The sequence below is a fragment of the Vibrio sp. T11.5 genome (assembly GCF_027587155.1).
Lineage (GTDB): Bacteria > Pseudomonadota > Gammaproteobacteria > Enterobacterales > Vibrionaceae > Vibrio > Vibrio neptunius.
This window is the reverse complement of record NZ_JAPPTP010000030.1, coordinates 15,554-27,841: the sequence shown is the minus strand read 5'-3', so window position 1 is coordinate 27,841 and position 12,288 is coordinate 15,554. Positions and strand designations below refer to the sequence as shown.

The window sequence follows — 12,288 nt, the reverse complement described above, 5'->3', positions numbered from 1 at the left end:
AATCCCGCAATAATTGGAGAAAGTAATGGCGACTCATTTTGACTATATCTGTATCGGTGGCGGTAGTGGTGGTATTGCTTCAGCAAACCGAGCAGCGATGTATGGTGCTAAAGTTGCGCTGATTGAAGCTCAGGATCTAGGCGGCACGTGTGTAAACGTAGGTTGTGTACCGAAGAAAGTCATGTGGCATGGTGCTCAGGTGGCTGAAGCGATGAACCTTTACGCAGAAGACTACGGCTTTGATGTTGATGTAAAAGGCTTCGACTGGAGCAAGCTGGTTGAAAGTCGTCAAGCGTACATCGGTCGTATTCACCAATCTTACGATCGCGTACTTGGCAACAACAAAGTCAATGTTATTAAAGGCTTCGCTAAGTTTGTTGACGAGAAAACCGTTGAAGTGAACGGCGAACACTACACCGCAGATCACATCCTAATCGCTGTAGGTGGTCGTCCAACGATTCCTAACATCCCGGGGGCAGAGCACGGCATCGATTCAAACGGTTTCTTCGAGCTGAACGAGCAACCAAAACGCGTCGCGGTTATTGGCGCGGGTTACATCGCGGTTGAAATTGCTGGCGTACTGAGCGCGCTTGGCACAGACACTCACCTGTTCTGTCGTAAAGAATCACCACTGCGCAGCTTTGATCCGATGATCATTGAGACGCTAGTTGAAGTGATGGAAGCCGAAGGCCCAACGCTGCACACCCACTCAGTGCCAAAAGAAGTGGTTAAGGAAGCCGATGGCAGCCTAACGCTTCACCTAGAAAACGGTAATTCTCAAAACGTCGATACGCTAATCTGGGCAATCGGTCGCCACCCAGCAACTGACGCTATCAACCTAGCATCAACGGGTGTTGAAACCAATGACCGTGGTTACATCAAGGTCGATGAATATCAGCAGACCAATGTGTCTGGCATCTACTGTGTCGGTGATATCATGGAAGGTGGTATCGAGCTAACACCAGTGGCGGTTAAAGCAGGTCGCCAGCTATCTGAGCGCCTGTTTAACAACAAGCCAGAAGCTAAGATGGACTACAACCTAGTACCAACTGTGGTGTTTAGCCACCCGCCAATCGGCACTATCGGCCTCACAACCCAAGAAGCGGAAGAGAAGTACGGCAAAGACAACATCAAAGTCTACACATCTGGCTTTACCGCCATGTACACAGCGGTCACTAAGCATCGTCAACCATGTAAAATGAAACTGGTCTGTGCTGGTGAAGAAGAAACCGTCGTCGGCCTACACGGTATCGGCTTCACGGTCGATGAAATGATCCAAGGTTTCGGCGTTGCGATGAAGATGGGTGCAACCAAAGCAGACTTCGACTCTGTGGTAGCTATCCACCCAACGGGCTCAGAAGAGTTTGTGACCATGAGATAATGTAGACAGCGCCTCACACGTGAGTCATTCTACACCTCAGACTAGCCTCAATATAACGAGGCTAGTCGGTTTCTCGATAGCTGATGCGCACCAACAATCTGAGATGAAGAAGTCAGGTGACGCGAACTACTGCACTGAAGCATACTGGTACATGCTTTGTTGAGTAACCTCATCTCTGAGCTCGCTAATTTTTTGCCACAATGCTTTGGCCACATCTGGGTGTTTCTCAACAAAACCATGACTGAGAACTAAAAAATAATCCTTCGTCTTGAGCGGAGAGGATGAACGCTCAATACCAGAAAACTCTGGCTTATCGAGCAAAGGAGCGGCTTTCACATCCTGCAGCGCTGCGCCGACGATTTTCGTGCGCTTGGTCATCATGACCAGTGCTTTATACGCGGATTCAGGTTGTTGCACTTTTTGCCCTTGTTTCTCGAGATCACTAATAATTGAGTCACCGTGTTCTGCAACAATAATACCGCTTTCCCCTGAATACCTTTCTCCATCATAATCGTATTTCGCTTTTGATTGTGAGTAGAGCCAGTAACTGAGACTGGCCAGTCGCTTAGACGAATCTAGCTGACCATCTGACGTCATAGGATAATGCGCTATCTCCGCTCGCTCGGGTTTATAGGAAAACATAAACGCACCGTCAATCTGTCCGTTTTCTAGTAAAATGCAGCACCCTCACATTTGGGTAGCGTTCATATTTGATAGTGAGATTGAGCTCTTTTGCCGCCGCATTGATCACATCCAATGCAATACCCGGCGGCTGAACCACCTCTACTCCTGTCCCCATCTGGTATGGAGGCGAAGGGTTAATCTGATAGGACAAGGTCAACTCAATGGGTTCAGATGCTTGACTCAGGGTGGGAAAACATAATGCTAAGAAGCACCATAAACAAGCTTTATACATATTCAACATGACACTCTCTCCTAGATTGACAAGGCCGTCTCGCACATCAAAGTGTAGTTGATAGTTTTAATAGTTGATGACTATCTTGCTTATGTTGATGACCCACCAGCAAGGGAGGATTGTTTGAGGCTATCCAAACATCGAATACTGGTATGAATTAAGGGGTGGTGGTGACGGCTATCCCACACCAACGCGACCTGACTGACAAAAGGCATATCATTGATTTGTTGTATTACAACCGATTGATCAAGGTGCTCAGTTAAAGATAACGGCACAATCGCAATGCCAAAACCGGCTTGGGCCATGGTAATGGCCGTCCGCAGTTGTGGTGCAGCATAGGGCCGAGCAATATGTACGCCCGCATCATGCAACGCCGCCTCAAGACGATCATACAACGCCGGGCCAGTATCACGGGGAAACATCAACACATTCTCATTGTGTAACTGGGCCAAATCGAGTCTGGCATGCGCGGCCAAGCGATAGTTGGTCGGGGTGACGGCCACAAAAGGATCATCAAATAAAATCTTATGGTTGAGCGATTCACAGGCATAACAAGGCAAGCGCATAAAGGCGAACTCTAAACGTCGCTGTTTGAGCCATGTAACCAACTCAGGCATCGAGTGCTCAACAGCAACCAAATTAAGCGTCGGATGTTGCTCGTGCAACCAACGAATATTGTCTAACACTTCACTGCTGCTCGCGGTTGAAGAAGCAAACCCGATGCGAAGCTCCTGTTTTTCACCTCGCGCAATTTGCTCTAACTTACGCTGACAACATTCCACTTCTTGTAAAATATGCTGCGCATCATGATAAAACTCTTCACCCGCGGCGGTGAGTTCCACACCACGAGATAAACGTCTGAATAACGCAACACCCAATTCCTCCTCTAGTTTTTTGATCTGTTGGCTCAATGGGGGTTGGGCGATGCCTAACTGCTCTGCAGCTCGGGTAAAATGCTTCGCTTTAGCCACAGCAACAAAGTACTTCATGTAGCGAAATTCCATCATTCATCCATATTTTTTTTATATCAAAATAAATCTTTTTTATATTGGATTTGTTGTGCGTCTCAAGTCAATCTAAATATACACCTCAGTTCATATTTAGGTCGAATTATGCAACGTTATCTCTCTTCCGCCTGCTCTTGCCCTGAGCACATTTCACAGCAGTTTGCTCACTATCAGCAAAGCTCAGGAGAGGGTGTGATTTATCAAACTTCACTGATGAGCGCTTTGATTGCCGGCGTTTATGAAGGGCCAACAACCATTGCTGACTTGCTTAAACATGGTGATTTTGGGTTAGGCACTTTTAATCAATTGGATGGCGAGTTGATTGCCTTTGATAACCAAGTGTTCCAACTGCACGCGAATGGCTCTGCGCACCCTGCTCAGCTTGACCAAAAAACGCCTTTTGCCGTGTTTACTTTCTTCAAACCCGACATTGAACTGCCAATCAATGACACGCTCACTCGTCAGGAAGTCCACCATCTTATCGACCGTCTGATTCCCAGTGACAACATCTTTTGTGCGATTCGGCTTGAAGGCGAGTTTCCATCCGTTCAAACCCGAACCGTGCCTAAACAGCAACGCCCTTACCGGCCGATGTTGGAAGCGATCGAACAGCAGCCCACCTTTCACTTTAAACATAAATCAGGCGTGATGGCGGGATTTCGCAGTCCGAAATACACCACGGGCATTAACGTTCCTGGCTACCACGAGCATTTTATTGATCAAGCGAGAACAGGCGGAGGCCATGTTCAGGATTACCTGATTTCATCGGGTTTTCTCCAAATAGGCCGAGTCTCGCGCCTAGTGATTGATACCCCAGTATCCCCTGATTTTCTTGATGCCGATTTAGTACCCAACGACCTTCATGCCGCGATCGAAGCGGCTGAAAAGTAACCCAACACAGTCAGTTAAAAGGAAATATTATGTCATCCCATCACGCTTTGCGCAGTGGTGCGCAGTTAATTGCACAGCAGTTAGAGACCGCCGGCATACGGTATGTATTTGGTATACCCGGTGCCAAGATTGATCGCTTATTTGATGCGCTGGAAGATACCCCAATTCAGCTGATTCCAGTAAGACATGAAGCCAACGGCGCGTTTATGGCCGGAGTCATGGGACGTTTAACAGGCAAGGCGGGCGTGACACTGGCAACCTCAGGCCCAGGATGCGGAAATTTAGTCACCGGCGTCGCAACGGCCAACGCAGAGGGCGACCCTATGCTAGCCATTGGTGGCGCAGTCAAACGCAGTTACCAGCAAAAGCAAACTCACCAGAGCATGGATACGGTTAGCATTTTTCGCTCAGTCACTAAATACAGTGCAGAGATCCAGCATATTGATGCAACCAGTGAAATCATGGCAAATGCATTTCGCATTGCTGAGTCAGGTCGGCCAGGCGCATGCTTTGTCAGTGTCCCTCAAGATGTTTTAAGTGATCAAACAGATACCGATTTAGTCACACCACCTAGCTATCGACCACACGCTTATGCGGATCGGGCCGCGATTGAAGAAGCGGCCAATCGGATCAGTAAAGCTCAGCGCTGTGTAGTGCTGCTTGGTTTACATGCGAGCGATCAAGCCAACGCCCCGATGATCAGTCAGTTTTTACAAAAAACGCAACTGCCTGTGGTGGGAACCTATCAAGCGGCTGGTGCCGTCGATATCAACTATTATCACCATTTTGCTGGCCGAGTCGGGTTATTCAATAATCAGCCCGGGGATGTGTTACTGCAAGATGCCGATTTGATCATCACCATAGGTTTTAACCCCATCGAATACGATCCAGAACTCTGGAATGCTGGTCGTTGCCCCATTATCCACATTGATATTGAACCGGCCCAGTACCAACAGCATTACCAACCCTGTATCGAAATTGTGGGTCATATCGGTTCGACCTTACAAACCTTATGCACCCAGATCAGCGAATGTAACCGTTTATCGTCGACAGCCTTATCGATTCTAGAAGAGGTGGCGCAACAACGGCATATCATCAAAAGTGCTCCGATTAAGCGACAAGCCGCCGGTTTTCATCCCTTGAGCTTAATTAAAACCATGCAGGCCATCATCACACCCGATACCACCTTATGCCTTGATATGGGGAGCTTTCATATTTGGATTGCGCGCTACTTGAGCTGTTTTCGTGCTCGGCAGATGTTGGTATCGAATGGTCAGCAAACGATGGGAGTGGCGCTACCTTGGGCGATTGCTGCAAGCTTATTAAAACCTGGCCATAAGGTGGTGTCGGTTTCTGGTGATGGTGGCTTTATGCAATCAAGCATGGAGTTAGAAACGGCGGTGCGCTTGAAGTGCAATATTGTTCACATCATCTGGGTTGACAATGCTTACAACATGGTCGAGATACAGGAACAACAAAAATACCAACGTATCTCAGGCGTCAAATTTGGGCCGATTGATTTTCAAGCTTACGCCGAGTCGTTTGGAGCACATGGATTTGCCGTCACTCAAGCTGATCAACTGATGCCTATTCTCCGCCAAGCAATGGAGTTAGAAGGCCCCGTGGTTGTCGCGATTCCCGTCGACTACTCAGACAACGACAAGCTAATGCAAGCCAGAAGCGAAGCGCAACAAGATCCTGTTTTTCAAATTAACAACGAAGGAGTTTTTCTATGAAAGGTTTAACCGATAAAGTGGCGATCGTCACCGGAGCCGCGAATGGTATTGGTCTGGCGATTGCACAACGTTTGTATGACGAGGGAGCTCGATTGATGCTGGCAGACTGGGATCAAGAGCCATTACTGAATGCTTTGGAGCATTTTGATAAGTCTCGAGTTGTCGCACAGAAGGTCGATGTGTCTGACGCCCAGCAAGTGGCTAGCTTGGTGCAAAATTGTGTCGCGCATTTTGGCCAGTTGGATATTTTAGTCAACAATGCTGGACTTCATATTCCCGGCACTGTGCTGGAGTGCAGCGTCGAAGATTGGCGTAAAATTTCATCGGTCAATATCGATGGTGTGGTTTATTGTGCAAAATTTGCCTTGCCAGAGTTACTTAAAACCCGTGGCTGCATAATTAACACCGCCTCGGTGTCTGGATTAGGCGGTGATTGGGGGGCAGCATTTTATTGTGCAACCAAAGGAGCCGTGGTCAACTTGACCCGTGCAATGGCGCTGGACCATGGTTTGGAAGGGGTCCGCATCAATGCCGTATGCCCAAGCTTAGTTAAAACCAATATGACCAATGGTTGGCCTCAAGCAGTGCGTGATAAATTTAATGAGCGAATCCCATTAGGGCGCGCTGCTGAACCAAAAGAGATTGCCGCAGTGGTCACCTTTTTAGCCAGTGATGACGCCTCGTTTATTAACGGTGTCAACTTACCCGTTGATGGTGGTGCAACCGCTTCCGATGGACAACCGAAAATCGTTTAATACCGCACCAGATCATTCAAAGGCGTATAGCGCTATCTTCGCCATGTTCTCTCTCCACTATCCAGAGAGTGACATGGCGACGCAACAAAGGCACCGCCCTGCTGACTTTATTAAACACAAGCACACGGTGTTCGAGCTCAGCAATCATCGACCATTCATCACTGTTGATATGGTCGATAAAAGGGTAAATAAGCCAAGGGTTACTCCTCGGCTACCATGGGTTTGCGCTTCGCAACCCGAAGTAAACGCCTAACATAAAGGCGCTAAACACTGCGTGTTAGCGCCTATATTTCACGGCTTTGAACCCCTATACCGAGTGAGCCGGCTCTGGGTGCGCGGGGGTATTAAAACGGTACAGTACCGCAAGCCCCGGTAAAGTGGCGAGCGCCACATACACACCAACATAGATGGCACTGAATGACATCGCTTCGGTAACAATCAATGGGGTTAAGCCACCAAAAATAGACAAGGCAATGTTGTAACCAATACCTAAGCTGGTGGTTTGGTTGGCTGATTGCTGCCATAACAGCGCGGCCAAATTACCGAGAATGATCGCGGCTAGGGTGCTGATGCCCAGCACAGCGAGCGCTTGCCAGATAAAGGTACTGGATCCGAGTAAGGCAAACAGTGGCACTGCGGCGAACAGCATAAATAAGGCGCCGATTTTGAATGCTTGCTGTGGTGAAGAGGTTTTGTCGACGATAAACGACAACACAAACAGCAAGACAACCAGCACGGACGCGTTGATCAGCGCAAGGTTCTCAATGCCCATGGCTTTACCCAAAATGCCACTGGCCAGATTCTGCACATAGAACACCACCGCTCCAAGAATGGAGATACAAAAGACTTTGGCAATGATTTGACGGCTGGAGTGACTCGCCACCGCTTCTGCTTTAGGCAGTTCAGGCAGAGAAAGACGCAAGTACAAGCTAACGATGATGTTGGCAACCCCCACTAGTAGCGGTACTCGCCACCCCCAAGCGCTCATCTCTTCTGCCGTTAAGTAGTGCTCTAAGCTGGCCACAATAAGCAGGGAAATAATCACACCGACAATCGAGCTGGCAACAATCAAGCTACTGACACGTGAACGTTCGGATTGCTTCGCGTCGTAAAGAAGATAATTGATCAAGGTCGGGTATTCACCACCAAAACTAAACGCTTGAATCATTTGGAACAACAAGAAAACCACCACCACGTACTGTCCAACGGTGTCGACAGGGACAAACGCCATTGAGACGGTGGCTATTCCCGTCAGTAAGTTACAAAAAACCAGTGCCCGCTTGCGGCCGTATTTGTCGGCGTAGCGACCGATGACAACACCGCCAAAAGGCCTGACCAAAAAACGTAAGGCAAAAACGCCCCACACCACCAGCTCTGAGTGCTCAATACCTTGGGTGGCGAAAAGCTGGGAAATGTACATCGATATCGATGCGAATACAGCGATATCATAAAACTCCATGGCATTACCAAGGACAGCACTGGTGCGCTGCTTCCAGGTGAGTGACATTCTGTTTTACTCCTCTATAAGTTCTAATTGATTTCCATCGGGGTCTGAACAGAAAAAGTAACGGAAACGACCTAGCCTAGCGTTGTAAATAGTCGTGATGTTGGTGACTTCCGATAATTTTCTATGTAAGGCTTCAAGATCATCGACCCGCAAAGCAAAATGGGTAATGCCCACTGTTTTTAACGCGATCAATGATTCAGGAATTGGGGGTGAAACATCCCCACAAAAATGAAAAAGCTCGATTCTCGAGCCTTGGTTTTCCAACATATGAATGGTGACCTGCTCATCCCGATAACGTCGTTCAAGCTGGTAACCAAACAATGCATAGAAATTTTGGCTGGCGACTAAATCGCTGACCGTTAGCGATACGTGATGAAACTGTCCAGACATGCGACTGTTACTCCATGTTCGACCAGTTTTCTAAAGAAGACTGAATCTGGCTGAGATTCACAGCCTAGTTTGCATTTGATGATATAGAGTCGCCGCGCTTCTTCTGCCTCTTTGCAGCCACGAAGTAGCGCCACCTCGTGTAAGGTTTTCATCTCAAGAAAATAGCGGACGCTGGTGAGCTCATCGTGCGTCAACGTCAGATTGCCGAACACATACGGCTTCTCTTCGTCATAAGTCGACTGAACTGAATTGGCGGCTGACAAGCTATCAATCGGGATCTGTATCTCTTTATCACTCCAGCATTCAAGCGCAAGGTGGTTAACCTTAGGGCGGAACGCAATCGCCTGACTAACCACGTCGCAAGGTAAGGGCGTGATTGGCAAAGAGATAGAGAGGATGTCGAACTGTGAGCCCTGATTGGTGACGATATCGACGCGGTTATGGCTGGCTTTCGCTGACTCACGGAAATTATGCGCTCCTTGGCTGTTCCATAGGTTAATGCCCGGCTTGAGACGCGAATGGAGGTTTTTATACAGCTCGTCGCCCCAATACGCTAGGTGCCATGAGTAGTTGGTCGATACGGTTTTCACCTGCTCTAACTGGGTATCTACCCGAGAAAAAGACACCGTCTGATCGACGCCCATGTACTCAACATAGCGTTTGAATACATGGCACATGGCTTCCATGTCTGGGTTACGTACATCCATGATTTATCAAAACTATCAGCAAAAATAATATGCGTATCATACCCTATGCATTGTGTTTTACTACTAAAAGTAAGGATAAGATGGTTGCGACTGATACGAGTGAGGATCAACAGAGAAAAGTGCACGCCACAGAAAGGAAGTGGTGGTTCACAGCGGTTAAATTTAGAAGCCGATTAAGGTCACCTTGCCTTGCGCCATGTCTTCAAGCTGACAAGAAAAATCGACTCTCTTATCGGCCTCTTTACTGTACAAGGCTTCCAGTTTTTCAAATGCAGAGGGGACAAAGCTGACGTTTTTCAAGCGCAGACTCTTGCGTGAGTTACCGTCAAGAAAGGCCAGCGAGGATTTGTCTAGCACCTGCTGGCAGGTATCGAGGATATCTTTGCTCACCAGCTTGCTGTGCACCGCTCTTTGCAAGTCCTGCTTGCTTATCGCAGCGTTGCAGCGCGCGAATACACAAATCGCATAGATGTCGAGAATCGCGACGGCACGTGGTCTTTGTGTTTCGCCATCTTCGTACACCGCGAGTAGGCACGGGATTTTGCTCTCATCAAACGATTGCTGACGGATATTGTTCAACACTAGGCGATCACTGACTTCCCTTTTCAGCAGCTTTTCCAGTTGGGACAACTTAGGTAAAGCCAGTTCTTTCTGGACACTATTGATGTTGTCTAACGCGCGTTCGCTTTCTTCTGCTCCCTGCACTAAGGGTAAGAGTTTGCGATGCAGCTCTTTGTCATTGAAAGGTTTGGACAACACAAAGCTGGCACCCGCTGCTTTGGCTTGATTGATCTGTACTTGGTCATCGACGGTCGTGATCATGCCCATCTTGACACCCAAGTCGAGTTTTTTGATTTCCTCGATTAAGGTCAGCCCTGTCATATCAGGCATGTACCAATCGGTCAGGACGATTTCGGGCTGCGATTGTTTCACTTGTTCCAGAGCATCAAGAGCACTGTCGGTTTTCTGAATAGACAAACGACGGTAACCAAAATTCTCTAAGGCTCGCCTGACAATTTCTAATGTGGCTTTGCTGTCATCAACAATAAGAATCTTCACAAATCGTATTCTGCTCTTGGACCCGACTGTCTAAATTATAGGCACAATTTGTTATGACAACTAAACTTACACTCTATTGGGATTGAAAAACATGGAATGAGTTCATGGATTTAGCACCTCTCCTCACCACAGAAAATCTCATCGCCCTCGCGGTCGACTTGGGTTTGTTGATCCTGTTGGTATGGTTTGTGATCTTATTGCTGATACTTCGCGAGTTTCGCCACTTCGCCAAAGAGGTGGTCCATGGCAAGAAGAATATGGACGACAATACCTATGAAGTTTGCCAGCAATCTGTTGACAGCGCGTTGAACTACACCGCTGAAAACAATGACACTCTCAATGACCTGATCGTTATCCAGCAAGCTTTAGAAGCGCAGGTTTCACAAATCAAATCCGCGAATCAAGGGGGGCTGAGTGCTGAGGATCAGGAATCCATCGAAGACCTTAACCAAAAACTGAGTAAATCGCACCAGTTGATCAAAAAGCTAAAAGGCGACCTTAGCCGTAGTATCAAAGGGCTTAAAAAGGCAAAAAATAAGCTCCTCCGACAATCGGACACGGTAGAAAGCCTGCAACAAGAGAAAGAGCAGTTAGAGAAACAGTTTGAGCAGCTGGAACAAGAATATGTCGAAATCAGCGAGGCTGGTGGCTTCAACAAACTTGAGCAGGAGTATCAGAACGAAAGGCAACAACTGCTTGGCATTATAGAGACCTATAAGAAAAAAGCCGCAGAGAAAGGCGATCTCGGTGAAGTTAAAGCCCAACTTGAAGCGGTTCAGCAGCAGTTACACCACACTATTAAAGAGAAAGACTTTGTTGAGCAGAAGTATCTCGATTTAATGAAAGAGGCGGAAGATAAAAACCCCTAGCCCAGCCACTGGGTTTGGGATTATTTAACACACATGACATTCAGCAGCGATGTGCCTTTGAGCTGATTGACTTTACCACTATAGAAAAGCCCAGTACGCTCTGCGCCCCAATACGGCAAGTGCATGGGCCACTTGTCGCGTGACATCACCTTTGCATTGAGTAAAGCTTGCCATTCGTTTGCGGTCGCCAAACGCATTCCCATTCGATAGCAAGTTTTATACGCCATCTCATAGTCCATGCGATTCCAAGGCAATTCATGTTCCATATAGAACTGATCGTTCCCAAACATCGCGTAGGGCACTTTGTACTCAACGCCATTGATGATGGTGTGCTGACGAATCGACACCCCTTTTTCCCGTGAGGGCTCTGACTGAGGCTTTGCGGCGGCTTTAGGCTCAGGCTTGCTGGGGGGTGGAAGTATTGTTGTCTTTTGCTGCGCCACTTTCATCGCAGGCGTCGGCTTAGACTTTGTCACTGCGCGTGCCACGCTCGCAGCTTTAACAGCAGGCGCACCTTTGACGATTTCACGTATAAAGGCTTGTTGGTAATTGGGCAACTGTTTGACTTTGGCGAGATCAGCCTTTGCTTCGGAGAACGCTTTGTAAGGCCCGATCAAACAACGATAAGTGTTGCCTTCTTGCTTGGCCCAAATATCGGTACTGATATGTTGATACACTTGCTTCGCTTCAGGCAAAGCCAAGGGTTGGCCAAACACCCCACACTGAATCCAAAAGTAAGACGACTGCCCTTTCGGCTGCTGTTTGCCCCACATCCCTTTACCTATTGGGCAAGCGGCATCTAATACTGGCAAAGAGGCACTGGAAGCTTGAGTCGCATCACAGAGAAATTCTTCAGCGTAGGTCGGGGCGGACAACATAGGCAAAGCGAATACCGCAAAGCTCATCAGTGCTAACAAAGGTCGCTTAGATTTAACAGCCATTCTCGTTCCCATAGTCTAAATTCAAACCCTAAAGTCGGTGTCGCTACCCTAAGGGTATAGTGACATTATTGACGGCTCACTGTTGAGAAAATGTCGATGCAAAAAAAGAGCCGTATTTAGATACGGCTC

At 47.9% G+C, this 12,288-nt stretch carries 14 protein-coding genes; 6 read left to right on the top strand and 8 right to left on the bottom strand.

The genetic code is table 11. From position 1 onward, the window contains the following. Positions 1-25 precede the first annotated feature (25 nt). Positions 26-1,381 (top strand): glutathione-disulfide reductase, encoded by a 1,356-nt coding sequence (gene gorA / locus OH455_RS20645; protein WP_269982660.1) that lies wholly within the window; start codon positions 26-28, stop codon positions 1,379-1,381. Between the two features lie 126 nt (positions 1,382-1,507). Here gorA and OH455_RS20640 read toward each other — a convergent pair whose 3' ends face one another. The 3 genes from OH455_RS20640 to OH455_RS20630 form a co-directional block, all read right to left on the bottom strand. Continuing rightward, entirely contained in the window at positions 1,508-2,023 is a 516-nt protein-coding gene (locus tag OH455_RS20640; protein WP_269982659.1) for a hypothetical protein, read from the bottom strand. A gap of 10 nt (positions 2,024-2,033) precedes the next feature. Further along, positions 2,034-2,306 carry a hypothetical protein gene (locus OH455_RS20635; protein ID WP_269982658.1) on the bottom strand — a complete coding sequence of 91 codons (273 nt, stop codon included), beginning with the start codon at positions 2,304-2,306 and terminating at the stop codon, positions 2,034-2,036. Positions 2,307-2,386: 80 nt separating this feature from the next. Next, complete coding sequence (locus OH455_RS20630; protein ID WP_269982657.1) at positions 2,387-3,301, bottom strand: LysR family transcriptional regulator; 915 nt, start codon at positions 3,299-3,301, stop codon at positions 2,387-2,389. 108 nt (positions 3,302-3,409) lie between these two features. Between OH455_RS20630 and budA the strand changes: the two genes are divergently transcribed. The 4 genes from budA to OH455_RS20610 are packed head-to-tail and all read left to right on the top strand — an operon-like array spanning position 3,410 to position 6,939. Then, positions 3,410-4,195, top strand: coding sequence for an acetolactate decarboxylase (gene budA, locus OH455_RS20625; protein ID WP_045977865.1), 786 nt, complete (start codon positions 3,410-3,412; stop codon positions 4,193-4,195). A 29-nt stretch (positions 4,196-4,224) separates the two neighbouring features. Continuing rightward, the gene (gene alsS / locus OH455_RS20620) at positions 4,225-5,931 is read left to right on the top strand and encodes an acetolactate synthase AlsS (protein WP_269982656.1); all 1,707 of its coding nucleotides are present in this window, start codon (positions 4,225-4,227) and stop codon (positions 5,929-5,931) included. Then, on the top strand, positions 5,928-6,686 hold the full coding sequence (locus tag OH455_RS20615) for an SDR family NAD(P)-dependent oxidoreductase (protein WP_269982655.1): 759 nt from the start codon (positions 5,928-5,930) through the stop codon (positions 6,684-6,686). The genes alsS and OH455_RS20615 overlap by 4 nt, the downstream gene beginning before the upstream one ends. After that, complete coding sequence (locus OH455_RS20610; RefSeq protein ID WP_269982654.1) at positions 6,664-6,939, top strand: hypothetical protein; 276 nt, start codon at positions 6,664-6,666, stop codon at positions 6,937-6,939. The genes OH455_RS20615 and OH455_RS20610 overlap by 23 nt, the downstream gene beginning before the upstream one ends. Before the next feature lie 54 nt (positions 6,940-6,993). Here the strand turns inward: OH455_RS20610 and OH455_RS20605 are convergent, their stop codons facing one another. The 4 genes from OH455_RS20605 to OH455_RS20590 form a co-directional block, all read right to left on the bottom strand. After that, positions 6,994-8,193 (bottom strand): MFS transporter, encoded by a 1,200-nt coding sequence (locus OH455_RS20605; protein ID WP_045977417.1) that lies wholly within the window; start codon positions 8,191-8,193, stop codon positions 6,994-6,996. Positions 8,194-8,199: 6 nt separating this feature from the next. After that, on the bottom strand, positions 8,200-8,583 hold the full coding sequence (locus OH455_RS20600; RefSeq protein WP_269982653.1) for a VOC family protein: 384 nt from the start codon (positions 8,581-8,583) through the stop codon (positions 8,200-8,202). Next, complete coding sequence (locus tag OH455_RS20595) at positions 8,553-9,290, bottom strand: hypothetical protein (RefSeq protein ID WP_269982652.1); 738 nt, start codon at positions 9,288-9,290, stop codon at positions 8,553-8,555. Before OH455_RS20595 ends, OH455_RS20600 begins: the two co-directional genes overlap by 31 nt. Positions 9,291-9,452: 162 nt before the next feature. Further along, positions 9,453-10,349, bottom strand: coding sequence for a response regulator (locus OH455_RS20590; protein ID WP_206371081.1), 897 nt, complete (start codon positions 10,347-10,349; stop codon positions 9,453-9,455). Between the two features lie 104 nt (positions 10,350-10,453). Here OH455_RS20590 and OH455_RS20585 point away from each other — a divergent pair, with 104 nt between their 5' ends. Then, positions 10,454-11,218, top strand: a complete 765-nt coding sequence (locus OH455_RS20585; protein WP_269982651.1) for a chromosome partitioning protein ParA — start codon at positions 10,454-10,456, stop codon at positions 11,216-11,218. Positions 11,219-11,238: 20 nt separating this feature from the next. Here the strand turns inward: OH455_RS20585 and OH455_RS20580 are convergent, their stop codons facing one another. Continuing rightward, positions 11,239-12,159 (bottom strand): SPOR domain-containing protein, encoded by a 921-nt coding sequence (locus OH455_RS20580; RefSeq protein WP_269982650.1) that lies wholly within the window; start codon positions 12,157-12,159, stop codon positions 11,239-11,241. Between the last annotated feature and the right edge of the window lie 129 nt (positions 12,160-12,288).